Raw genomic sequence first — 23,489 nt, 5'->3', positions numbered from 1 at the left:
CGACTGCGGGAAGCCTGGCAGATTTGACCGAGACATGCCATCACTCAATGTGGCCGGGAGCGGACCGGGGCCCGCCAGGGCGCATCCCGAACAGGAAACGCGTCACTGGGGTGCGCCGCACGAGCAGGTCGTAGGCGGCCAGGGTCAGACAGAGCGAAGCCGCCACGATCAGCGCGTATTTGACCGGGACCGAGGCGTCCCCACCGACCACGCCGTACGCCACGGCCACGACGATCGGCTGATGCAGCACGTACAACGGCAGCGCCCCGACGGCCAGATAGCCGAACAACCGCCGACGTCGGCCGACATCGGCCTCGCCCCCGCCCCCGTCGCCGGCTGTCGGCACAGGCCGCCGTCGCCGGTCGAGCAGCCCGACGATGCCCACGATCCAGCACCAGCCCGCCGCGCCGTACAGCGTCCGCGCGAGCACCGCGGGACCGGTCCAGTCCATGAAAGGGTCGCCGTCGGCCATGAGGCCGGGCGCACTGGCGGCGAAGAGGAGCGGACCGAGCACGGCCGCCAGCACCGCGTCACGGCGCATCGCCGCCCGCAGACGGTCGTCGCCGGCCAGCACGAATCCGTACACGAAGAACAGCAGATACGTCCACCGATGCCAGGCCGCGTAGTTCTCCTCGAGGCCGAGCAGCGCGCACATCACGGCCGGCGGCACCGCCGCGAGCAGCACCACGCCCCGCCGCTCGCACGCACGGGCGACACCGTCGCGGATCCGTTGGACGTGCGCGGCGGGAACCCACCGCGTCAGCAGCGCGAGCAGCAGCGAGAACGTGAGCAGCAGCACCACGAACCACAGATGCCCTGTCTCGAAGTATTCGCCCTGGACGACGAAGGGGAACTCGGACAGATCCAGATGTACGTCGAAGAAGCGCGGCAGGAAATGCAGATACGACTCGTCGTGTCCGGGGTGCGAGGCCCGCTCGCGCAGCCACTGCGGGACCGGCAGCAGCACGGCCGTCGCGAACAGCAGAGGCACGCCGAGCCGTAGCAGCCTCTCCCGGGCGAAGCCTCGGGGACCGCGGCGGTGCAGCGAGTACCAGGAGCCGAGGCCCGCGACGAAGAACAGCATCGGCATCGCCCAGACCACACCGAAACCGCCGATGACCAGGATCGTGTCGGTGGTGTCGCGGTTCTTGACGTAGAAGTCGTCATCCGTGGCGAAGACCAACGCCGAATGGAAGAAGACGAGTCCGATGACGACCAGGGTGCGGATCGCGTCCAGCTCCGTGCGCCGCCCCGACGCGGCTGTCGGTTCCGTCATGCCGGCTCCCCCCCGTGGGCCCATGGCGGCACCAGTGTCCGGCCCGCGCGGCGCCGACCGCCAGGGTCGATGAAGGCGTTTTACGGATCCCCCTCGCTCAACGCGGGCGTCAACCGCGCCCAGGGGTTGGGGAGTTCGCCCATCACCGGTCCGGCGACCGCCGCGCCGCGGTCGCGTGCGGTGCGGACGGCGAGCGGGACGAGCGCCTCGGGCACGCCGTAGACGAGGTGGCAGAACCGCTCGGGCGGGTGCCGCGTGGTCCACGCCGGTCTGCTGAACGCCGACACGTACGTGGACCAGTGGCCCTCGAAGGTGACGACCAGGTCGGCGAAGCGGGCGTAGCCCGGCGCCGGGTGGACGCCCGGGTTGAGCACGACGGGCGCGGCGCCGAGCCGACGGACGGTCTGCACCAGCCGTCTGCAGGCGGGCAGTTCGGCCGGGCTCGCGGTCACCCGGTCCAGGAAGCAGCCGTCGGCCGCGTACCACCCGGTACCGCACGACGTCCTCCGCGACCTCGGCCGGGGCGCGCGCACCGTAGTCGGTGTCGACGCAGCCGAGCAGGCGGGCTCAGGCCGCCCGCAGCGCGCCGGCTGCCGCCGTGAAGATCCTGCCGACGGTGCTGGTCGGTGCCGCCGTGGTGACCGCAACGACGTTCACTCGTGAACCGGTGGAGGAGGGCAGCTGATCAGCAGTGCCATGGGTCCCCAGCGCGTCACTCCCGCGCCATGTCGGACTCCGCGGAGCTCGCCGCCGACTCGGCGTCGTGCACCAGCTTCTGCAGATGGGCGAGATCAGTGGAAGAGGAGGGCGCTGGGTTCTGCGTGTCCTCGCTGTGGCTGCCGCAAGCGGTCATAAGCAGCACGGCGGCGGCGACGGCGAGTCCGGCGTGACGTGCGCGCATCAGCCGGCGGCTCCGTTGTCGTGGGTCTTGCACCACTTCTCCACGTCCGCGAGATCCTTCTGACGTGTCTCCAGGGTGGGAACGAGGGAACGCCGGAAGGCGAGCCTGTCGTTGAGATAGGTCTCGATCTCCGTGTGTCCCGCCGACTTGGCGTTGGCCACGCGCTGTTCGAGGCGGGCGATGGAGCCGGGGCGTGATGCGTCCGCGTGCAGCCGGTCGAGGATCCGGTCGATCCGGCGGTCGATCTTCGGTGCGCGCTTGCAGAGCGCCGGTGCGCCGTCCCCCGTGGGGGTGCCCGACGGCGCGGGTTGTGGGTCGTCGGCCGTCGCGGCGCCCGCGGCGCCGAGCAGCGTGCCGACGGCGACCACTGAGACAACGGCTGTCCTGGTCCTTGGCATGGCGAACTCCTCTGTGTTCCTGGGCGGTTGCCCTCACGCCCAGGCAAGTTAGGAGTCTTCTTTGTGGAATTCTTGTGGCCGTCCCGCCGTGGTGATCATCCAGTTCCGCTGGAGGGGAAGTGTGGGCTCCGTGCCTGCCGAGCCGCTGATGAGCGGCAGGGTGACCTCGATCCGGGTGCCCGGCCCTGTCGGCGGGTTGAGTATCCGGATGCGGCCCCGGTGCAGGTCGATCTGCTGGGCGACGAGGGTGAGTCCGAGGCCGGAGCCCGGGCTGTCCGGTCGGCGCTTGAAGCGTTCGAAGACTTCGGCGCGATGGTCGGGCCGGATGCCCGGGCCCCGGTCCTCGACGACGAGGATCGCGTCGGCACCACGCGCGCGCAGCGTGACGTCGACCTGTGCGGGCCGGCCGTCCTCGCAGCCGTGCACGAGCGCGTTGGCGAGGAGGTTGTCCACGACGATGCGCAGCCCGGGCTCCCAGCCGTGGACGTGCAGCCCCGCGGTGCGGTCGCTGGAGATCCGTGCGTGCGGATGGAGTCGCCGCTGTTCCCGCACGCTCGCGTCGACGACGTCCGCCAAGTCCACCGGGCCGAAGGCGTCCTCCTCGACCAGATCTCCGCGACCGAGTTCGCGGAGCATGACCAGCAGCCCCAGCAGTCGGGCGTGCTCACGGCGAAGGTCGCCCAGCACTTCGTCGCGGTCGGCCCCGGGAAGCTCCGGATGCTCGGTGAGGATCTCCAGATTGGTCTGCATGCTCATCAGCGGAGTGCGCAGTTCGTGCGAGGCGGCCGAGGCGAAGGAACGGGCCGTGGCGAGTGCCTCGGCGGTTCTGGCGGCCTGTTCGTCGTAGCGGGTCAGGACGGTCTGCAGGGTGTGCGCCAGATCGTCGACCTCGGCGATCCGCGTCGGCGCGTGCTCCAGTCGGGCCGCGCTGGTGCGCGGGTCCAGGCCGCTCGCGCTGTCCCGCAGCCGGCGCAGCGGACGGCTCGCGCGGGTGGCGACGGCCCCGGCGAGCAGTCCGGACAGCGGCGCGGCGAGCAGCGCGACGGTCACCACGCGTCTGCGGACCAGGCGCAGCTGGGCCTCACCCGCCGTGTCCGGCGCGAACAGCCAGAGAGTGCCGCGTACGCCGGGTCGCGCGCCGGTCACCCGCGTCGACAGAACCCGCCAGCTCCGGCCGTCGGCCCGCAGCGTGACCGGGACCGGCGCGCTCTTGGGCAGTGACACATCGTCGTCCGGTTGGGGGCCGCCAGCGAAGGTCTCCTCGGGACCGATCAGCCGTACGCCGACGTCCAGGGCGGAGGTGAACAGCCGCCGCTCGCGGGCCTGTTCCACCGCCGCCGACCGGTCGGCGGCACTCGCGCGCAGCAGTCCGCGTGCGTCCTTGACCACGGCCGTGGCCCGCTCGCGCAGGTGTGTGTCCTGCTGGTCGTGCAGATCCGCCGCGACCAGGCGCAACAGCACCCAGCCGGTGGCGAACACCAGTACGGGCACAGTGGCCCCGACGGCCAGGGCGATCCGTGTGGACAGCCTCATCGCCCGGCCCCCGCACCGTCGTCCCGCAGCACGAAGCCCACCCCTCGTACGGTGTGGATGATCCGGGAGCGGCCCGGTGCCTCCAGTTTGCGCCGCAGGTAGCTCACGAAGGTGTCCACCGCGTCGGTGCGCACCTCGAAGTCGTATCCCCAGACCCGGTCGAGGAGTTGGTCGCGGCTGAGCACGATACCGGCGTTGTGCGCGAGGACGTGCAGCAGCTCGAACTCGCGCCGCGTCAGCTCCACGGGGTTCCCGTCGAGGCTCACCCGGCGGGCAGCGGGATCCAGCAGCAGTCCGCCGACGCGTACGGTGTCGGTGTCCCTCGGCGGCCGGCGCCGCAACAGCGCCTGCAGACGCAGGACCAACTCCTGCAGGGCGAAGGGCTTGACCAGGTAGTCGTCGCCTCCGGCCTGCAGTCCCGCGATCCGGTCGGTGGTCTCGTCGAGCGCGGAGAGCATCAGGACGGGTACGTCGTTGTGCTCGCCGCGCAGCGTCCTGCACACATCGATGCCGCTGAGGTCCGGCATGGAGATGTCCAGCACGATCGCGTCCGGCGGCGTCCGACTGACCAACTCCAGCGCCGGGCGGCCGCCGTCGGCGAGGTCCACGGTGAATCCGGCCAGCCGCAGACCGCGTTCCAGCGAGCGGCGTATCGCCGCGTCGTCATCGACGACCAGGACCCGGCCCCGGTCTCCGCTCATCACCACACACCCCCAGGCCAGTGGAACCGGCCATTGCGCCCGGCCTGCCCATGGTGCATCAGCCTCATCGGGCGTCCCCTCGCCGTCCGCGGGCACGAAACGGTAACGAAGGATTTGTGTCGCGTAATTGCGCGACCGCGAAGCGTAACGTCCCCTGTCCTGGGAGCTCGTGGGGGAGTCACCAGGTGTGGGGGAGGGGATGTCATGTCCGTCATGACATGGGTACGAGGGGTGCCCGGATTCGCCCGGGCTCGCGTGATCACAGCGGTCTGCCTGGGGCTCATATGCGCCACGCTGACCGGATGTGGGGATGAAGGCCAGGCGAAAGCCGGAGCGTCTACGGCTCCGCCCAGCACCTTCGCATCCAGTCCGTCGCCGTCCACCTCGCCGCCCGAACCGACGCCTTCGGTCAGCGACGTAGCGACGACCGAGGCCGACGACCCGGTCACGGAGTCCCCGCAGGACGAGTCGGCGTCCGACGGCGCGTCGGACGCCTCGGCACTGTGGGGCAAGGCGTACAGCGGTACCGCGGACATCTCCGTCGACATCTACGACTTCTGCAACGCCGACGGCTCCCGCCGTCTGGCCGACAGCCAGACCTACTCGCTGGCGAGCACGCTCAACCTGAGCCGGCCGCGGACCGGCGGCGACGAGACCGAGGACAATCCGTTCTCCCTGCTGTTCGCGGCAGGTGACCCTTCCCAGGCCGGTGCCGTGTCCTTCTGGTCCTCGGCGGTGAGCACGACCTCCGGCCAGGACCTAGCAGGCAACCCCCGTGATCCGCACGTGCTGTTGACGTACTGGGACGTGGACTGGTCCGACGGCGAACTGGACGCCAGCCTGACCGACCCCCACACCCGGGAGGCCGTGGCCCTCAATCTGCTCAACTGGCCCAGCCCGGTCGTAGCCTGCCGCTCCGACCTCGGCCAGTTGCCCGGAGGCTACCCACACGCACTGGCCTCCGGTACGACCTTCGCGGGACAGCTCGACGGCTCCTCGGCATCCCTGACGGCAGAGGGCAGCAGCACCGACAGTCTGATCCAGTTCCACTTCGCATTCGACGGGACCGCGTCGTGAGGCGGCGGTCGTGGAAGGCCGGACACAAAGAGACCGCACACAAAGAGACCAGACACGGGGTGAACGGACGTCAGGGGACAGGACAGGGGGAGACGGGATGACGGAGACCGACCGACTGGACCGCTGGAGCGTACGAATCGCCGAGTGGGCCGCGCCCGGCGAGACCACGTTCGCCGCCCAGACCACCCGGGCCTACGCCGCGGGTGGCGCCATGCGCCACAACCTCTTCTCCTCGCACGACCACGCACCCGGCGGGATGGGCGGCGGGACGGTCTCCATCCTGCCCGTGGTGCTGGACGCGGTGGCCTACGCCGCCGACGCCATCAAGTCGGCCCTGGGAAGCTCGCAGTTGAGCAACGTGCTCTCTGTCGCCGGCCTGTTGCTCGGATTGCAGGCGCAGCGTTCCGGCGCCGCATCACACAACGCCGGGACCGCGCCAACCTCCGGCGAGACACAGCAGTTGGAAGATGGCACCCTCGCGGCAGACGACGCAGACCCGGATTCCACCACCCGTGATCCCCAGCCATCGGCCGCGCCCACGGTGGAGATCATGCGAGCTGCCCTGCAGATGAGCGGACGGCTCCGAGCCCGGGGGATCGAGCCCGCCGAGGCCGACGAACTGGCCGCCCGGGTGACCGCCCAGTTGCTGGCGCAGGACGATCCGGCCGAGGTGGCGGCGTTCCTCGACGCCCTCGTCGGCGAGGAGCCGCCGCAGCCGGTCGTGGGCGACGCCGACCCCCGGCGGACCGGACTGCGCCGGTTCACCGCCGCCGCGTCGGGCCTGCTGTCCCGCGTCGGACGGCCGCGCACGACGGACCACCGCCCGTCGTCCGGCCCCGACGCAACGACCGCCACATGAGCACCCCGCCGACCGGGCGCTCCCGCCCACCTCGCCGACACGGCGGACACCGCCGTACGACGCCATGAGCGGGTCTCCGCGCCTTCGGCCCGTCCGCTCATGGAGCCCGCCTCCGTGGCTGTGGCTGACGCTGCTCCTGTTCATGGCGCAGGTCCCCGCGCTGATCGGCCACGCCTTCGGGGTGGGCACGGGACTGGGCCAACTCGACGGAGCGGGCCGGGGTCGCTTCGTCACCGCGATGCTCAGTCTGGTGCAGCTGCTGCCCCTGTTCTTCCTGCTGGCAGCCGTCCTCGCGATCTTCGCCCCGCGGGCGCGCTGTCACTTCGTCGAGCGGCGTTACGGACTGCTGCCGCCCGACCATCCGCTGATGGCTCCGGCAGCCGCGGCACCGCAGGCACCCGGCGACTTCCCCGAACCGCACTTCCACGACCGGATGACGGCCTTTCTGAACGAGTACGCCCCGGGCACCCAACTGCGCCTGAGCACCCAATCCGGGCTCTCCGCCCGCGTCTACCCCGGCAGTTGGCGCACCACGCGCGTCGGCGTCTTCGCTCCGCTCGTCCACCTCTGGGAGACCGACGGGGAGGCAGCCCGCGCCGTCCTCCTGCACGAGCTCGGCCATCTGCGCCACGGCGAACAGCATGTCGCCGGGCTCGGCAGCCCCTTCACCGCCCTCGTCCGCGTCTGGCCGTACGTGCTCGCGGGCCTCGTCGTCCTGCCCGTCACCCTGTTGTCCGTCACCGGCAACGCGACCGTCCGCCTGACGCTCGCCGAGGTTGTCCTCGTCCTGTTCAGCGTGCCGAAGGTACTGCTCCTCGTGGTGGCCGCGCTCTGGTCGGCGGAACTGGGAGCGGACCGACGCGCTGCCGGGACCGCGGGACCCGACACCCTCGTACGCGCGCTGCGACGCCTGGAAGAAGGGGATCACGGAGGCCTGGCCCGGCTCTATCACCCGCCCGTGGGGATACGGATCTGGTTCGCCTCGCGGGAGGAAACCGCCAGTGCACAGCTCCTGTTGACGCTGCTGTGGCCGTTCGCTCTGCTCGCCCAACTGCTGCTGACCATGCTGGGCGCGGTGCCCGCGTACATGCTACTGGGAGCGTCGTGGGACCGCGCCACCAGGGAAGTTCTCGCGCTGGCCCATGACACGCTGACAGCGGACCCCGCTTGGTGGGCGACGCTCGCCGTCGTCCTGGTCTGGCCCCTGACGACCGGCGTCCGATCCTCAACCGGCCTGCGATCCTCGGCGGGCGTCCGATCCTCAACCGGCGTCCGATCCTTGGCGGACGACCGATCTATGGCCGGTGTCCGATCCCCGACCGGTGTCCGATCCCCGACCGGCGTCCGGTCTTCGGCCAGAGGCCGGCCCGCGGCCTCCGTCTTGACGAGGGTGTACGCAACAGCCGTCCTTTTCCCCACGGTTGTCCTGCTCGTCGGGCTTCTGCCGCTGGCGTCCCGCCCGGCCGGGGGCGTCTTCGCCCACCGCCAGGACGGACGCGCCCCCGCCTCCACGGGGGCGCCGAGCGCGGGCGGCGGCGGAGCCGACGGTACGTCGATGGCGTGCCCCAGCCGTGCGGCACCGCCCGCTCCGACGCGTCCACCAGGGCTCCCCTCCTTCACGCAAGGAGGCGCGTCGGCGTCCGCTGGGTCGGTGCCACAGCAGGCGGACGGTCCGCGCACGTTCCGCACTCTGAGCCTCACATCCGTCGAAGCGCTGTCAGGATCCACGGCTCAAGCCCAGGACTTTGGCGACCGCCTGCGCCGGGCCCGCTGGACCCTGCACAGCGACGGCAGCCTCACCGCCGACGTCACCACCGTCCCCGTCCTGCGCGGCACCGGCGTCAACGACACGAGACGATGGCTCACCGGGCAGCGCACGGAACGCACCGACATCAGCACGACCACGATCTGGATGGAGGCCCGCCTCGTCGTCGGCACGGATCACCCGCCCCGACTGGACCTCATCAGGGCGGCAACGCAGGCGATGCGGGCCGTGGTCAACTGCCGGGAATTCACGTCCACATCGAGTACGGCGCAGCGCTTGACCCTGACGCTGAGCGCCCAGTGACTGTCGTAGGGGCGTCAACTCCCGCCCCCGCCCTCGCGCCCGCAGCCGACCGTCGGCCTGTGTGACCGTTCAGCCGAGCGTGCGGACCAGCAGAAGCGCCACATCGTCGTCGGGCTCGGGGCGCAGCGCGCCGAGCAGCATGTCGCTGGTCCTCTCCAAGGAGTGCTGTGTGCTGCGGAGGAGCCGCGTCATGGTTTCCAGCCCGGTGTCGATGGACTGCGCGTGGCTCTCGACCAGCCCATCGGTGTACAGAGCAAGCAAGGAGCCCGGAGGCAGTTCCTGTTCCATGGTGCCGAAGGGCACCCCGCCGACGCCGAGCGGTACGCCGCCGGGCACATCGAGGAGTTCCGCACTTCCGTCGGGACGGATCATGACAGGCGGGAGGTGACCGGCGCTGGACAGCTCGCAGGTGCCCCGACGGGGGTCGCACACGGCATAGACGCAGGTGGCGATCGTGTCACCGAGGGAGCCGGCGATGTCGTCCAGGTGGCGCAACAACTCGGCGGGAGACGGATCGAGACGGGCCAGCGCGCGGGTGGCAGTGCTCAACTGCCCCATGATGGCGGCGGCTTGGACACCCTTGCCCATCACGTCGCCGACGATCAGACCGGTCCGTCCCCGGCTCAGGGGCAGTACGTCATACCAGTCCCCGCCGACCTCGCTCAGCGCCGGAAGGTAGCGGACGGCGATGTCGAGGCCTTCGTGGTCCACGGGCAGGGGCGGCAGCAGACTGCGCTGGAGGGTCAGCGCCGCGGTGCGTTCGCGTCCGTAGAGCCGTGCGTTGTCCACGCAGATCGCCGCGCGCGCGGCGAGTTCCGAGGCGAGGATGCGGTCCTGTTCGTCGAACGAACGGGAGTTGATGGTGCGGTACAGACTGAGCGTGCCCAGCACTTCGCCCCGGGCCATCAAAGGGACAGCCAGGTAGGAGTGGACGCCCGCCGTGCGCAGGGTCTGCGCGGCATGGGAGTCCCTGGCGATGCGCCGCATCATGGCGGAGTCCACGCGTCCCACCATGATCGGCCTGGCTTCCCGGACACACTGGGTGATGATCCGCGTGGAGCTGTAGGTGGCCAGTTCACCGACCGGGTCCGCGGCGTGGATGGCGTCCGTGAGGTACCCGGCCGCTACGGCCAGCGCCCGGAACTGGGCATGGGCGTCTCCGGTGACCGCGGTGGTGGTGCCGTGGGCGACCACCGCCTCGAGTACGTCGACGGCGGCCAGGTCCGCCAGCTGCGGTACGGCCACGTCGGCCAGTTCCCGGGCGGTCTGCTGAAGATCCAGCGTGGTGCCGATGCGGACACCGGCGTCCGCGATCACCGACAGGCGCTCACGCGCCTGGGCGACCTCGGCCGCGGCCTGCTGGCGCTCGGAGACGTCGATGACGGCCACCGCCAGCCCGAGCACCCGGCCCTGGGCGTCCTCGATGCGGTGGTAGGACTCCGAGTACGCGCGGTCCTTGCTGTCCGCCGCCGTCCGGCCGACGGTCTGCTGGTCCAGCAGGGGTTTGCCGCTGGCCAGGACGAGCCGCATGCGCGACTCGATGGCCTCGACGTCCAAGTCGGGCAGTACCTCTCGGACACGGCGTCCCAGAACCGCTTCCTCGGGCAGACCGTTGATCCGCTCCATGGCCGGATTGACGCCGACCCAGCGCAGATCGGAGTCGAAGACCGCGATGCCCACCGGGGTCTGGTTGACCAGGCTGTGGGACAGTGCCAGGTCCCGCTCCACGCGCCGTACGGTCGTGGCGTCCGCCGCGAGGCCCAGCAGATGGGGCTGCCCCTGGGTGTCATGCAGCCGCATGGTGCGAAACTCCACCGGACGCTCTGTGCCGTCCCGGTGCTGCAGGGGGAAGACGCCCGCCCATCTGGCGCCGGACCTGACCTGGGCGAACAGCTCGCGTGCCCGCTGCCGGTTCTCGGCCGACACCAGGAGGTCGTCGGCCCTACGGCCCAGAGCCTCGTGCGCCCGATACCCGAGCAGTTGCTCGGCTTCGGGACTCCACAGCACGATGTGCCCGTCGCTGTCGAGCACGACGGCCGCGACCTGCAACAGGTCGAGCAGCCCTCCCGGCGCGGCGGTGACCGCGTCGTCCCCGGTTGCATACCCCTGCATACCAGCCGCTCCTTCCGGCGCGGCACCGGCACCGCCAAGATCCGCCCTGCGGGTTCTCCGATTACGTCACAACGCGCTCCGGAGGGCAACACCTGCACCATGGACTTGTTCACGAACCGCAGGTGGCGGGCGTAGCGGGGGGTGTTCGCCGCGCTCCGCATGCGACCGTACGGGTGAAGGGCCGCGGCCCGGCGCGTGTACTGGGCCCACATCACCGAGGTCGCCCTCTGAGCAAGCCGAAGGAGAGCCGGTCATGAGCACATTCCTCACAGCGCGGTCCGTCAGGACGACGCCGGAGGGCATCTTCTGGGAGCCCAGCGAACGCTGGGTACGCGGCCGCACCGGCGACATCACCGTCGTCGACAGCAGGCACCCGGTGCTCGTCTGGGAGCCCGGCCTGCCCGTACCGCTGTACGCCTTCCCGCGCGAGGAGATCCGCACGGACCTCCTCCGCCCGGCCAAGAACCCACGGCTGGGCACGCACTGCGGCTCGCAGATCTTCTACGACCTTGAAATCGGCGACGAACTGCGGGAGAACGCGGCCTGGACCTTCCCCGCCGACGACCTGGCCGACCACATCGCGTTCGAATGGTTCCGGCGCAGCAGCCGGGGACTCGACCACTGGTACGAGGAGGAGGAAGAGATCTTCATCCATCCCCGTGACCCCCACAAGCGAGTGGACGCACTGCCGAGCAGCCGGCACGTCAAGGTCGCGATCAACGGCACGGTCGTCGCGGACACCCACCGGCCCGTGCTGCTCTTCGAGACCGGCCTGCCGGTGCGGTACTACGTTCCGCGCGAGGACGTGCGCCTCGAGCTGCTCGTCCACACCGACCACACCAGCGGCTGCCCGTACAAGGGCACGGCCGAGTACTGGTCCTGGGAGGGCGGTGGAGCCGATACGCCGCCGAACCTCGTCTGGAGCTACCCGGACCCGCTGCCCGCCGTGGCCGCCATCGAACGGCTTGTCGCCTTCTACAACGAAGCAGTCGACATCACCGTGGACGGCGAAGTGCTGGAGCGCCCCGTCACTCCGTTCAGCAGCACACTCGCGGCGCGCCCGTCGAGGTAAGGGCATTTCACTCGCCAGAGCTTCCGCTGCCACGCGAAGTGACGCCTCTGGCGCGGGAGTTCAGAAGAGTGTTCACAGAGCCTGTCCCTTGGCCACGAAAGGGGCCGGAGTCGATGAGGACTCCGGCCCAGTGCGAATCCGGGTGGATCCGCGTACATCCCAACGCCCGGCCGCAGTTGCACCAGGTGGTGTCTCCCATGCGCAGCACGACAGCAGTCCCGCGCAGCTGTCGCGACGCGGGGCTACCGAACAAGGCGGAACTGGCTTTGCCGAGATGATTCGCCGTCAAGCGTCAGTGGCCGCCACCGTTGCCGTGGCCGCCGTTGCCGTGGCCGCCGTTGCCGTGGCCGCCGTTGCCGTGGCCGCCGTTGCCGTGGTCACCGTTACCGTGGTCACCATTGCCGTACCCGTTGTCATGGTTCCCGTTGTCGTGGTCCCCATTGCCGTACCCGTTGTCGTGGTCGTTGTGGCGGCCTGAGTAGTCGTCACCGCAGTCGTCGTCATAACTCCACGAACGGTGGTCATAGCGTCCGTTGTCGTCGCACGAGTCGTCGTCATGACCGCGGTGGTCGCTGCGGACGTCGGACGAAACCGAGTGGGACGTGCTGGTGGTGGCACTCGCGAAGCTGGCTCCGCCAAGGGCCAGAGCCAGAGCAGCGAACAGGCTGGCGACCAGCCGGAAAACCGTTGATGTTGTGACCCGCATGGTGTGTTCCCCTTCCCGGGAGCGTAGACGGGGGCGAGCCCGCACGGCCGCGGTGACGTAGCACCAGTGAGGCACTCATACGTTCGCGAAAGGGTCCGGTACATCGGCCTTGCAAATGACGGGAGTTGCCGTCGCCGACTCACGCGCTGATTGCGTAGCATCGGGCCCACCGGGGCTGCTCTGTTCAGCCAACCCCGCGGCGGGGCATTCGTCCGTAGCACCACCAACGACCGGGTGGTCGTCGGTCGGGATGTTGAGATTGTTCGTCTTCTCACCAGGCAAGACGGATATTTCGTTCAATCCGCTTCTAACTTAGGCATACGCCCACATGTAAGTCAAGCGGAACATATGGGGCTGAGCGGGCAGTGAGTCGGCCTCGATGTTATGTGTAACTCCCTTGCGCCGTTGAGTAATTGGCGCCCATCTGGCGGGGGTGCGTTGGTGTGGTGCGGGCGGTGAGTGGTGGGTGACGCGCGATCTTCGTAGCCATGTGTAGTTAGCGGTATATCGTTCACCTGTTCGAGTAGGAGGGCGTCACGCCGCGTGTGACGCTCGGCGATGGTTGGCCACGCGCGTCCCCCATCAGGGGTAGGGGGCGGCGGCGAATCCCGCTACCGCGGGCCGATGTGAGGGCGTGCCTGCGGTCGATGCCTGGGGGCAGGTCAGACGGTGCTGCCCGTGAGGACGCAGTTCGTGAATTCCCTCAGCTTTTCGCGGATCTCCTTCGCGTCCGTGTGGCCGGACTCGCTGAGTTGCGTGACGAGGTCGATGCGCATGGCGGCGATGACGCAGTGGGCGAAGAAGGCTGCGTCGCCATCGGGGCGGGCTCGCTCGATGAAGCCGGTCAGTCGGGTGTGCACCTGGTCGCAGGCGCCGCGAGTGTCGTGGGTGGCCTCCAGGTCACCTTCGAGCGCGGCCCACAGGGCGCAGCGCTCAAGCCTGATGTCGAAGAGCTTGTCCACGAAGGTGAGCGTCTGCTGCCTGGGGTCCGGGCTGTCGTCGAGTGCCTGGCGTGCGGCCTTGTCGATCTCCTCGTCGTACTGGGCCACGAGTGCCTGCAGCAGGCCGCTGCGGCTGCCGAACCGGCGGAAGACCGTTCCCTTGCCCACGCCCGCGGCGCGTGCCACGTCGTCCATGGACGCCGGGGCGCCCTCGACGAGCAGGCGTTCCGCGGCGGCGAGGATCGCGCGCCTGTTCCGTGCGGCGTCCGCGCGCTCGGCCATGAACTCTCCCCTTTGCAATGGACCGTCGGTCCAGTTAGCTAACAGGCCCGTACCGGGACCGACGGTCCATTAGGCGAGGGGAACCCTTCAAAGCCCACGCTCGGCATCATCGGCAGCGGAATCATCGCGCCGCGATCGCCCGACTCGCGGTCGCGGTGGGGATGGACGTCGTGCTGACCAACTCCCGCGGGCCAGAGAGCCTGGCCGACAAGGTTGCGGAGCTCGGGGAACGTGCCCGGGCTGGGACGCCGGCGGAGGCGGCCGGGGCAGGCGACTGGGTGGTGGCCGCTATCCCCCTGGCCCAGCACCGAAACCTCCCCGCCGCCGCGCTGGCAGGCAAGGTCGTCGTCGACACGATGAACTACGGCCCGACTCGCGACGGGCGCATCGACGTGCTCGACGCCGAGAGGTTCACCGAATCCGAGATGGTCCAGGAGCACCTGGCCGGCGCCAAGCTCGTGAAGGCGTTCAACGACATCAACGTCGGCCAGACCGTGCCGCTCGCCCGCCCCGCGGGCCACGCGGACCGCTCGGCCCCGCCCCTCGCCGGCAACGACGCGGAGGCGAAGGCGAGCGCCGCCGCCCTGATCGACCAGCTCGGCTACGACACGGTCGACGTCGGCACCCTGGGCGACAGCTGGCGCTTCGAACCGGAGACCGCCCCCTTCGTGATGCCCTACCTGGCCGACCCCGAGGCCCTGATCGCCTACGTCGCCAACCTGGCGAAGCCCGGCGTTCCGCCGCAGTCCCCGCCCGAAGACCCGGGCACCCCGCTGCCTGCCCACCGGCTGCGTACCCTGCTGGCCGAGGCCCATCGAGTGCGCGTCGCCGACCGCATCATGTGACCCGTTGACCCGCGGCACGCGTCGCAGCCCGTCCGAAACGTCGAGGCCGTCCCGGTATCGGGTTGGCGCATCTGGCCGGCGCTGACGATCTGCCAGGTTGGCGGCGGGAGCGACTGGGACATGACTTCGGGAAGGCGGGGTTCGTGTTCCGAGCGTGGACGAGGGACTGGGGGGCAGGCCGCTATCCGGCGAGTGTCCGGGTGCCGAGGACGGCGAGCAGCGCTACTAGGCGTTCGGCGTCCTGGGTGCCGGGCTCGTCACGTGACCTGCCCAAGCTCGGCTACAAGGGCGTGGAGAGCTGCGAGTTGTCCTTCGACGGCTACCGTGCACCGGCCGACGCCGTGCTCGGCGGTGTCGAGGGCAAGGGCTTCGCCCAGATGATGAAGGGCCTGGAGACCGGACGCCTCCAGTTCGCCGCCCGCGCCCTCGGCGTCGGCCGGGCGGCGCTGGAGGACGCGCGCGCCTACGCCCAGGAACGCGAGTCGTTCGGCAAGCCCATCTGGCAGCACCAGTCGATCGGCAACTACCTGGCGGACATGGCCACCTCGCTCACGGCGGCGCGTCAGCTCACCCTGTACGCCGCACGCGAGGCCGACGCCGGCCGACGCGTCGACATGGAAGCGGGCATGGCCAAGCTCTTCGCCTCCGAGACCGCCATGCAGATCGCCCTCAACGCCGTCCGCATCCACGGCGGTTACGGCTACTCGACCGAGTTCGACGTGGAGCGCTACTTCCGCGACGCCCCACTGATGATCGTCGGCGAGGGCACCAACGAGATCCAGAGCAACGTCATCGCGAGCCAGCTCGTCAAGCGCGGCGGCCTCGACACCTGACCGACCACCTGAGAAACCGTCACCGCGTTCGTCGGGCGCCCTCCCGCTGCCTCCGGAGCTGGTGACACCGCCCCCAGGCCATGCGCCCGACAAGGGAGGAGGTGGTCGTGCCAACTCCGAAGGCCGGTAACCCCGTGATGTGGCCGTCACTTTCGGTAGCCGAGGATGGTCATCATGCCGGATTCGGAGTGGTACTGGTTGTGGCAGTGGAGCATCCACAGGCCTGGGTTGTCGGCATTGAAGTCGACGACGAGTTTGTTGTGCGGCAGTACGAAGGAGGTGTCCTTGCGGGCTCCGATCGCGTTGATGCCTTTCAGGGCGAAGGTGTGGCCGTGCAGGTGCATGGGGTGCCACATGTTGGTGGCGTTGATCAGCGTCAGGCGGACCCGTTCACCCTGTCGGACCGGGTGGCGCTGTTCGACGGAATAGGGCTGGTGGTCGAAGGCCCAGTCGAACCTCCTCATGCTGCCGGTCAGTCTGATGCGCAGCTCGCGGTCCGGCTTGCGGTCGCAGAGCGCCACGGACTCGTGTGGCACGAGGCGCCTGGCCGGCACGACCTGGCCGTCGAGCTCCCGCGGATATACGGAGGCGTGTGGGCGGGTCCCGCTGCCGGTGCGCAGGACCGCCAGAGCTTTCGCGTTCTTGCCCTCGGCGAGCGCGACCAGCGGGAACACCCCGTCCTTGGCGGTGATGAGCACGTCGTAGCGTTCGGCCATGCCGAGCAGCAGCGCGTCCGTCCTCGTGTGCTCGACCGGGTAACCGTCCGTGTGCGTCACCGTCATTTCGTGGCCGCCCAGGGCCACCCGGAACGCCGTGTCGCCCCCGGCGTTGATGATCCGCAGCCGGATGCGGTCCCCGGGGCGGGCCCGGAAGACCGAAGGGGCGTGGGAGAGGCGGCCGTTGACCAGGTAGTACGGGTAGGCGACACTGCCGCCCTCGCTGTGCAGCATGCGGCTGTGGGAGTTCCGCAGGACGCGCGAGGGGCCGGTGGATCTGTCGGGGGCCGACTGGTGCCCGCCATCGGACATGTCGTGGCCGGAACCGTCGCGTGCACTGCCCTCACCCATGTCCATCGGCGCGCCGTTGCCGCCGCGCAACTGCGCGAGCACGCCGTCCGGGGTGGAGCCGCCCACGCCGTCCAGCCAGTCGTCCAGGACGATGACCCACTCCTTGTCGTAGGACAACGGCTCCCTGGGATCCTCGACGATCAGCGGGGCGTACAGGCCGCGGTCGAGCTGCATTCCCGAGTGCGAGTGCAGCCAGTACGTGCCCGGGTGATCCACGGCGAAGCGATAGGTGAAGTCCGCGCCGGGGTTGATGGCGTACTGCGTCAGGCCCGGCACGCCGTCCATGTCGCAGCGCATACGGATACCGTGCGAGTGCAGTGTCGTCGCCGCGGGCAGGTGGTTGGCGAGCGTGAGATCGAGGATGTCGCCCACCTTCACCCGCACCTCCTTGCCGGGCAGCGTGTCGCCGTACGCCCATGACCTGACGGTCCGTCCACCCAGGTCGAGGGATGTCTCGGTGGCCGTGAGCCTGAACCTGCGGACGGGTCCGGGCCCGCGCGCCTTCTCGGCGGCGACGACCTCGGGATCGGACGGGTTCACATACCCCTTGGGTCCCTTGGGGACGAAGCCGCGTCCGCTGTGGCCGTTGGCCTCAGCCCTCGAGTGGGTGTCGGGCTGCGCGTGGGAGCTGGGCCCCGCGTGTGCGCCGGCTCCCGCGTCTGCGCCGGCTCTCGAAGGGGAGCCTTCCCCGGAGGGGGAGTCGGACCCGGAACAGGCAGCAAGGACTCCTGAGCCGGCGGCCACGATCGAGGCACCGAGAAAGGTGCGCCGCGTATGTGTCTGCATGAATGAATAACACACGTTTTGTGGTGATGTGTGTGAGAACTGGGGCGGCGCGTCTTATGAATCGCCTGGGCTGCCCAGGGGGACAGGTCTGGCCCGACGAGGCTTACGCCCCACCCTGGTGGGACGCAGCTGAATGGCAGACCGGCGTGTCCCGCCACCGGGGCCGGTCTCGCAGCCTGGCGCCGCGGCCGACCTGCGCCTCGGTCTCGAAGGCTCAGGGCCGAACTGGGACGACCCCTGGCTGAGGCCTGTCCGTCAGCAACTGACGATTCGATCGTCAGCACAATGGAATCCGCTGTTCAGTCTTGCTTCCGCGATGTTTTCGTCCGTAGCATCGGCGTATTCGCTCACGCCACGAACTGGGGACTCAATGGACCGCACCCGTCTGCAGCAGCTCCTGGCCCGCGAGAGTGCCGAGGCCGAGCGCCGTAACCCGCGCTCAAGGTCCGCGTACGAGCGGGCCGACCACCTCTTCGGCGGAGTCCCCATGACGTGGATGAACAAGACCGCGGGTGCCTTCCCCCGCTACCTGGACACAGCGCGCGGCGCCCGCATCACCGATATCGACGGTCACGAGTACATCGACTTCTGCCTCGGTGACACCGGCGCGATGGCCGGTCATTCGCCCGCGGTGGTGGCCGAGGCGGTGCAGAGCCGGTTCGCGGAGCTCGGCGGCGCCACCGCGATGCTGCCCACCGAGGACGCCGAATGGGTCGGCGCCGAGCTCACCCGTCGCTTCGGGCTCGCGCGCTGGAGCTTCTCGCTGACCGCGACCGATGCGAACCGCTGGTCCATCCGGCTGGCACGGGCGCTCACCGGACGCTCGAAGATCCTGGTGAACAGCTACAGCTACCACGGCAGCGTCGACGAGTCGCTGATCGTGGTCGGCCCGGACGGCAACGGCACCGCCCGCCCCGGAAACGTCGGCGCGCCCTGCGACGTCACGCTCACCAGCAGGGTCGCCGAGTTCAACGACCTGGCGCAGCTGGAGCGCGAACTCGCCCACGGCGACGTGGCCGCCGTACTCATGGAGCCCGCGCTCACCAACATCGGCATCGTGCTGCCCGAACCCGGCTACCTGAAAGGCGTGCGTGACCTGACGCGCCAGTACGGCACCCTCCTCATCAACGACGAGACGCACACCTTCTCCGCGGGGCCCGGCGGCTGCACCACAGCCTGGGGTCTGGAGCCGGACCTGCTCACCATCGGCAAGGCGATCGGTGGAGGCATTCCGGCCGGTGCGTACGGGCTGTCCGCCGAACTGGCCGAGCGACTGCTCGACCGCGACGACCTGGACCTGGTCGACATGGGCGGAGTCGGCGGCACCCTCGCCGGCAACGCCCTCTCGGTCGCCGCGATGCGGGCGACCCTGGAGCACGTCCTCACCGACGAGGCCTTCGGCAGGATGTCGAAGCTGTCGGAACGGTTCGAGGCCGGGGTGCGCGCGGGCATCCACGCGTGGGACCTGCCGTGGTCGGTGAGCCGCCTCGGCGCGCGGACCGAGTACCGGTTCGCCGACCCGGCGCCGCGCACCGGAACGGAGTCGGCGGCGGCCGCGGACCCGGAGCTGGAGGACTTCCTGCACCTCTATCTCGCCAACCGCGGCATCCTCCTGACGCCGTTCCACAACATGGCGCTGATGTGCCCCGCCACCACGGAAGAGGACGTGGACACGCACACCGATGTCTTCGCCGCCGCACTGGCCGAACTGGTCGGCTGAGCCGGGCCGTTAGTCTTGGCCGTCAAACTTGGGGCGAGCCGGAGAGGGAGAGCGTGGACGAGATCGACCGGGCCATCCTGCGTGAACTGCAGGCCGACGGCCGAATCGCCTATGCCGAACTCGGCCCGAAGGTCGGTCTGTCCGCGTCGGCAGCCCGCCAGCGGCTGCAGCGGCTGCTCGACTCCCAGGTCGTGCAGGTGGTCGGGGTGACCGACCCGATGGGCATGGGCGGGCAGTCGATGGCACTGCTCGGCATCGCCGTGGACGGGGATCCGCGGGCGATCGCCGACGAGCTGGCCGAGCGGGCCGAAGTGGTCTACTCGGTCCTCACCTCCGGCGGCTTCGATCTGTTCGTCGAGGTGGTCTGCCCCGGCCCGAGAGATCTGCTGGACTTCGTCAACGACGTGGTGCGCCCCATCGAAGGGGTCCGTCAGGTGCAGTCGTTCCCGTACTTCGGCATTCACACGCACCGGTTTCTGTGGAACGTGGGCTGAGGCCCGCGCCATCGCCCCGGTCACCGCCGTCCACATCCAGTTCCACGCCGCCCAGCCCCACGACGCGAAGCCCTTGGCCCCTTGCGAGTACGCCTGGGCATCCGGTGTCACGGTGTGGCCGACGCCCACGTCCTTCACGGCCATGTCGAGAGTTCAGGGGGCCAGGTGGACGCCGCCTGGCCCCCGTATCCCGCTGGGCTGCTACACCGCGAGCCAGGCCGCCTGGTCCGGTGCCAGCAGGCCCTCTTCCACGGGGGTGCTGGACAGCAGGAGGGAGGTGTGTTCGGGCAGGGGGTGCGCCTCGGCCGAGAGGTTGACCACGCATACGAAGCCCGGGTCGCGGCCGAAGGCGAGGACCCCCTCAGGGGCTTCCAGCCAGGTCAGGGTGCCGTCGCCGAGTGCGGGGTGCTCGCGGCGCAGCCGCAGGGCGGCGCGGTAGAGCTCCAGCATCGATGTCTCGTCGCCGGTCTGCGCCTCGACGCTGCGCTCGGCCCAGTCGGCCGGCTGGGGCAGCCAGGGGCCGGCCGACGCGCCCTCGGGGCTGAAACCGAACGGTGCGGTGGGTCCGGACCAGGGGATGGGCACCCGGCAGCCGTCGCGACCGCGGTCGGTGTGCCCGGAGCGCTCCCACACCGGGTCCTGGAGGACGGCCTCGGGCAGGTCCTCGACCTCGGTCAGGCCGAGTTCCTCGCCCTGGTAGACGTAGGCGCCGCCGGGCAGGGCGAGCATCAGCAGGGCGGCCGCGCGGGCGCGACGGGTGCCCAGCTCCAGGTCGAGGGGGCCCTCGGGTTCGTAGCGCTCGTTGGCCACCCATCGCCTGACGGTCTTGCGGCCGTAGCGGCTGGGGTGGCGCATGACGTCGTGGTTGGAGAGCACCCAGGTGGCGGGTGCGCCCACCGCGCCGAGCATGGCGAGCGAGTTTTCGATGACAGCGCGCAGGTCCTTGGGGTTCCAACTGGACATGAGGAAGTCGAAGTTGAACGCGGTGTGCAGGCCGTCCTTGCGGACGTACGCGGCGAGCCGCTCGGTGGTGTCCGCCCATGCCTCGGCGACGAAGGAGCGGTCGCCGGGGAACTCGTCGGCCACCCGGCGCCAGGTGCGGTAGATGTCGTGGACCTCGTCGCGGTCCCAGTGCGGGTGGTCTCGGTGTTGCCGGGGCTGCTCGTCCGCGGGCTCCCGTCGGACGAGTGGTCCCAGCACCGCCGGCTCCTGCCGGGGCGGCAGGTCGGGCAGTTCGGGGTGCTTGATCAGTCCGTGGGCCACGTCGATGCGGAATCCGTCGACTCCGCGGCTGAACCAGAAGCGCAGGATCGACTCGAACTCCGTACGTACCTCGGGGTGTTGCCAATTGAGGTCGGGTTGCTGGGGAGCGAACAGATGCAGGTACCACTCGCCGTCGGGTAGCCGGGTCCAGGCCGGGCCACCGAAGCACGAGACCCAGTCGTTGGGAGGCTCAGATCCGTCCGGGCCGCGGCCCGAACGGAAGATGTAGCGTTCTCGCTCCGGGCTGCCGGGTCCGGCCGCCAGCGCCGCCTGGAACCAGGCGTGCTGGTCGGAGGTGTGGTTGGGCACGATATCGGGGATGACGCGGATCCCGTGCCGGTGCGCCTCCTCGATGAGCTGCTCCGCCTCGGCCACGGTGCCGAAGAGCGGGTCGATCTCGCGGAAGTCGGCCACGTCGTAACCGTGGTCCGCCATCGGCGACTTGTACCACGGGTTGATCCATATGGCGTCGACGCCGAGGTCCTTGAGATACGGCAGGCGGGAGCGGATGCCGGCGATGTCGCCGACGCCGTCGCCGTTCCCGTCGGCGAAGCTGCGGATGTAGACCTGATAGATGACGGCGTTGCGCCACCACAGTGCTGCGGTGCCGGACATGTCGGTGCGGTACTCCTTGGGCGTTGGGGGAAGGGCGTGGCTACTTCGCCGCGCCGGCGGTGAGTCCGGCGACGATGCGGCGCTGGAAGAGCAGCACCATGATCACCAGCGGGATCGTGACGAGGACGCCCGCTGCCATCTGACTGCCGAACGGCGTCTCATACGTCGTCGCGCCGGTGAACTTCGATATGGCGACCGGTGCGGTCTGCATGCCGGGCTTGTTGGTCATCGACAGGGCGATGAGGAACTCGTTCCAGGCCGCGATGAAGGTGATGATCGCGGTGGTGAAGATGCCCGGCGCCGCGAGCGGGATGATGACCTTGCGGAACGCCTGGCCGCGGGTGCAGCCGTCGACCATGGCCGCGTGCTCCAGCTCGTCCGGCATCTGCCGGAAGAACGTGGTCAGGTTCCACACCGCCAGCGGCAGTGCGAAGGACATGCTCGGCACGATCATGGCCTGGTAGGTGTTGATCCAGCCGATGTCCGTGAACAGCTTCAGCAGCGGGACCACGATCGACACCACCGGGAACATCGAGGTGGCGATGATCAGCGTGAGGATCAGCCGCTTGAAACGGAACTCCAGCCGGGCCATCGCATAGGCGGTGAACGTGGCCAGCAGCAGCGCCAGCGCGGTGGTGATGCCGGCGACGATCAGGCTGTTGAGCAGTGCGCGGGTGAACCCCTGGGCCGGGCCGAACACCGCCCGGTAGTTCTCGAACGACACCGTGGAGGGAAGCAGCGAGGTGTCGAAGATGTCCGAGGTGCGCCGCAGGCTGGAGACCAGCATCCAGTAGAACGGGGCCAGGCAGTAGGCCACCACCGCCACGACACCCGCGTACAGCAGCCCGCTGCGCCACTTCGCCGTGAGGGTCATGCCATCACCTCCGCACGGCGCGGCGCCGCGATCCGCCGACGCTTGCTTCTCCCCGCGCGTTGGCCCGCGCCGCCGTCGCCGACGAGATCGGCCCCGAGCAGCCGGACGAAGGCCAGCGCGATGAGGAAGACGTAGAGGAAGAGGATCACCGCGTAGGCGGAGGCCGGTCCGAAGCGGACGTTGGACGCCTCGTTCTGCGCGAGCATGGAGAGGGTTTCCACCGAGTTCTTCTGCGCGCCGACGAGGATGTAGGGCAGGTCGAACATCCGCAGCGCGTCCATGCAGCGGAACAGCATCGCCACCAGCAGTGCGGGCTTCACCAGCGGCAGGGTGATGTGCCAGAACTGGCGCGGCGGGCTCGCTCCGTCGATGCGGGCCGCCTCGTACACCTCTTTCGGGATCACCTGCAGGCCGGCCAGGACCAGCAGGCCGATGAAGGGGGCGGTCTTCCACACCTCGGCGACGATGACCGCGACCTTGGCGTGGAAGCCCTCGGTGGTCCACAGGATCTGGTGGCCGATCAGGGCGTTGGCGACGCCGTTACTGTTGAAGATCCACCGCCACAGCAGGCCGGAGATGGCCGTGGGCACCGCCCAGGGCACGAGGATGCCGGCCCGCACCAGACCGCGTCCGCGGAACGCCTTGTGCATGATCAGGGCCATCGCCACCCCGATCACCGTCTCCAGGCCGACCGTGACGACGGTGAAGAACGTCGTGTTCCAGAAGGCGTTCCAGAACCGCTCTCCGGCCTCGCCGAAGATGTCGGCGTAGTTCTTCAGCCCGACGAACGGCTCGGTGGCGCTGATGAAGCCGGTCTTCGCGTCCAGGCCCTTCGGCCCGTACAGGGACTCGTTCAGCGCCATGATCGTCGGGTAGAGCACAACGATCGTCAGCACCAGCAGCGTCGGAGACACCAGCAGTGCCGCCATTCGCCCCGAGCCCGCGGTCGCCCGGGCCTGCGTGCGCAGGCGGTTCGCCCACTCGGGTGGCCGTCCGGAGCGGCTGCCGACGGAGCGGCCAACAGCGGTTCCGGGCAGGATCTTGGCGTCGGTCATCGCCCTGCTCC

The 23,489-nt window shown here is 69.8% G+C and carries 20 protein-coding genes and 2 pseudogenes; 9 read left to right on the top strand and 13 right to left on the bottom strand.

Annotated elements, in window-relative coordinates:
• Positions 1 to 40 precede the first annotated feature (40 nt).
• Positions 41 to 1,276 (bottom strand): acyltransferase family protein, encoded by a 1,236-nt coding sequence (locus ACFY0T_RS37990; protein WP_388881555.1) that lies wholly within the window; start codon positions 1,274 to 1,276, stop codon positions 41 to 43.
• Between the two features lie 80 nt (positions 1,277 to 1,356).
• Positions 1,357 to 1,879: pseudogene (locus tag ACFY0T_RS37985) on the bottom strand (spherulation-specific family 4 protein); the annotation flags it as partial.
• On the opposite strand from ACFY0T_RS37985, the gene ACFY0T_RS37980 reads away from it, so the two are divergent.
• Entirely contained in the window at positions 1,818 to 1,961 is a 144-nt protein-coding gene (locus tag ACFY0T_RS37980) for a hypothetical protein (RefSeq protein ID WP_388881718.1), read from the top strand. The pseudogene ACFY0T_RS37985 and the gene ACFY0T_RS37980 sit on opposite strands and share 62 nt — an antisense overlap.
• Positions 1,962 to 1,988: 27 nt before the next feature.
• On the opposite strand, the gene ACFY0T_RS37975 is transcribed toward ACFY0T_RS37980, so the two are convergent.
• From ACFY0T_RS37975 to ACFY0T_RS37960, 4 genes are read right to left on the bottom strand one after another with little or no spacing between them, the layout of a single operon-like run.
• Positions 1,989 to 2,177 (bottom strand): hypothetical protein, encoded by a 189-nt coding sequence (locus ACFY0T_RS37975; RefSeq protein WP_388881552.1) that lies wholly within the window; start codon positions 2,175 to 2,177, stop codon positions 1,989 to 1,991.
• A complete protein-coding gene (locus tag ACFY0T_RS37970; protein WP_388881549.1) occupies positions 2,177 to 2,575 on the bottom strand; it encodes a hypothetical protein in 399 nt (132 codons plus the stop codon). Before ACFY0T_RS37970 ends, ACFY0T_RS37975 begins: the two co-directional genes overlap by 1 nt.
• A 48-nt stretch (positions 2,576 to 2,623) precedes the next feature.
• On the bottom strand, positions 2,624 to 4,108 hold the full coding sequence (locus ACFY0T_RS37965) for a sensor histidine kinase (protein ID WP_388881546.1): 1,485 nt from the start codon (positions 4,106 to 4,108) through the stop codon (positions 2,624 to 2,626).
• On the bottom strand, positions 4,105 to 4,809 hold the full coding sequence (locus tag ACFY0T_RS37960; protein WP_388881543.1) for a response regulator transcription factor: 705 nt from the start codon (positions 4,807 to 4,809) through the stop codon (positions 4,105 to 4,107). The genes ACFY0T_RS37965 and ACFY0T_RS37960 overlap by 4 nt, the downstream gene beginning before the upstream one ends.
• A 204-nt stretch (positions 4,810 to 5,013) precedes the next feature.
• On the opposite strand from ACFY0T_RS37960, the gene ACFY0T_RS37955 reads away from it, so the two are divergent.
• The 3 genes from ACFY0T_RS37955 (at position 5,014) to ACFY0T_RS37945 (ending at position 8,813) form a co-directional block, all read left to right on the top strand.
• Entirely contained in the window at positions 5,014 to 5,886 is an 873-nt protein-coding gene (locus ACFY0T_RS37955; RefSeq protein ID WP_388881541.1) for a hypothetical protein, read from the top strand.
• 97 nt (positions 5,887 to 5,983) lie between these two features.
• A complete protein-coding gene (locus tag ACFY0T_RS37950) occupies positions 5,984 to 6,745 on the top strand; it encodes a hypothetical protein (protein ID WP_388881538.1) in 762 nt (253 codons plus the stop codon).
• Between the two features lie 64 nt (positions 6,746 to 6,809).
• Entirely contained in the window at positions 6,810 to 8,813 is a 2,004-nt protein-coding gene (locus ACFY0T_RS37945) for a M48 family metalloprotease (RefSeq protein ID WP_388881535.1), read from the top strand.
• A gap of 69 nt (positions 8,814 to 8,882) precedes the next feature.
• Here the strand turns inward: ACFY0T_RS37945 and ACFY0T_RS37940 are convergent, their stop codons facing one another.
• Complete coding sequence (locus ACFY0T_RS37940; protein ID WP_388881532.1) at positions 8,883 to 10,925, bottom strand: SpoIIE family protein phosphatase; 2,043 nt, start codon at positions 10,923 to 10,925, stop codon at positions 8,883 to 8,885.
• 253 nt (positions 10,926 to 11,178) lie between these two features.
• Between ACFY0T_RS37940 and ACFY0T_RS37935 the strand changes: the two genes are divergently transcribed.
• A complete protein-coding gene (locus ACFY0T_RS37935) occupies positions 11,179 to 11,997 on the top strand; it encodes a DUF427 domain-containing protein (RefSeq protein ID WP_388881529.1) in 819 nt (272 codons plus the stop codon).
• A gap of 292 nt (positions 11,998 to 12,289) precedes the next feature.
• Here ACFY0T_RS37935 and ACFY0T_RS37930 read toward each other — a convergent pair whose 3' ends face one another.
• Together ACFY0T_RS37930 and ACFY0T_RS37925 are read right to left on the bottom strand one after the other, a co-directional pair.
• Positions 12,290 to 12,703 (bottom strand): hypothetical protein, encoded by a 414-nt coding sequence (locus ACFY0T_RS37930; RefSeq protein WP_388881526.1) that lies wholly within the window; start codon positions 12,701 to 12,703, stop codon positions 12,290 to 12,292.
• Positions 12,704 to 13,365: 662 nt separating this feature from the next.
• Positions 13,366 to 13,926, bottom strand: a complete 561-nt coding sequence (locus ACFY0T_RS37925) for a TetR/AcrR family transcriptional regulator (RefSeq protein ID WP_388881523.1) — start codon at positions 13,924 to 13,926, stop codon at positions 13,366 to 13,368.
• A gap of 161 nt (positions 13,927 to 14,087) precedes the next feature.
• Between ACFY0T_RS37925 and ACFY0T_RS37920 the strand changes: the two genes are divergently transcribed.
• Together ACFY0T_RS37920 and ACFY0T_RS37915 are read left to right on the top strand one after the other, a co-directional pair.
• On the top strand, positions 14,088 to 14,771 hold the full coding sequence (locus tag ACFY0T_RS37920; protein ID WP_388881521.1) for an NADPH-dependent F420 reductase: 684 nt from the start codon (positions 14,088 to 14,090) through the stop codon (positions 14,769 to 14,771).
• A gap of 257 nt (positions 14,772 to 15,028) precedes the next feature.
• Positions 15,029 to 15,604 (top strand): annotated as a pseudogene (locus tag ACFY0T_RS37915) (acyl-CoA dehydrogenase family protein); the annotation flags it as partial.
• 146 nt (positions 15,605 to 15,750) lie between these two features.
• Here the strand turns inward: ACFY0T_RS37915 and ACFY0T_RS37910 are convergent.
• Positions 15,751 to 17,457: a multicopper oxidase family protein gene (locus tag ACFY0T_RS37910; protein ID WP_388881517.1), complete on the bottom strand. Its 1,707-nt coding sequence runs from the start codon at positions 17,455 to 17,457 to the stop codon at positions 15,751 to 15,753.
• Between the two features lie 370 nt (positions 17,458 to 17,827).
• Here ACFY0T_RS37910 and ACFY0T_RS37905 point away from each other — a divergent pair, with 370 nt between their 5' ends.
• Complete coding sequence (locus ACFY0T_RS37905; RefSeq protein ID WP_388881514.1) at positions 17,828 to 19,177, top strand: transaminase; 1,350 nt, start codon at positions 17,828 to 17,830, stop codon at positions 19,175 to 19,177.
• 53 nt (positions 19,178 to 19,230) lie between these two features.
• Complete coding sequence (locus ACFY0T_RS37900; RefSeq protein ID WP_388881511.1) at positions 19,231 to 19,671, top strand: Lrp/AsnC family transcriptional regulator; 441 nt, start codon at positions 19,231 to 19,233, stop codon at positions 19,669 to 19,671.
• 201 nt (positions 19,672 to 19,872) lie between these two features.
• On the opposite strand, the gene ACFY0T_RS37895 is transcribed toward ACFY0T_RS37900, so the two are convergent.
• The 3 genes from ACFY0T_RS37895 to ACFY0T_RS37885 are packed head-to-tail and all read right to left on the bottom strand — an operon-like array spanning position 19,873 to position 23,478.
• On the bottom strand, positions 19,873 to 21,549 hold the full coding sequence (locus ACFY0T_RS37895; RefSeq protein WP_388881509.1) for a glycoside hydrolase family 13 protein: 1,677 nt from the start codon (positions 21,547 to 21,549) through the stop codon (positions 19,873 to 19,875).
• 40 nt (positions 21,550 to 21,589) lie between these two features.
• Positions 21,590 to 22,423 carry a carbohydrate ABC transporter permease gene (locus ACFY0T_RS37890; RefSeq protein WP_388881506.1) on the bottom strand — a complete coding sequence of 278 codons (834 nt, stop codon included), beginning with the start codon at positions 22,421 to 22,423 and terminating at the stop codon, positions 21,590 to 21,592.
• Complete coding sequence (locus ACFY0T_RS37885; protein ID WP_388881502.1) at positions 22,420 to 23,478, bottom strand: carbohydrate ABC transporter permease; 1,059 nt, start codon at positions 23,476 to 23,478, stop codon at positions 22,420 to 22,422. Before ACFY0T_RS37885 ends, ACFY0T_RS37890 begins: the two co-directional genes overlap by 4 nt.
• Positions 23,479 to 23,489 lie beyond the last annotated feature (11 nt).

This window comes from Streptomyces sp. NPDC001530, assembly GCF_042894545.1.
GTDB lineage: Bacteria > Actinomycetota > Actinomycetes > Streptomycetales > Streptomycetaceae > Streptomyces.
Note: the sequence above shows the minus strand (reverse complement) of the source record. Positions and strands in the feature narration are given on the sequence as shown.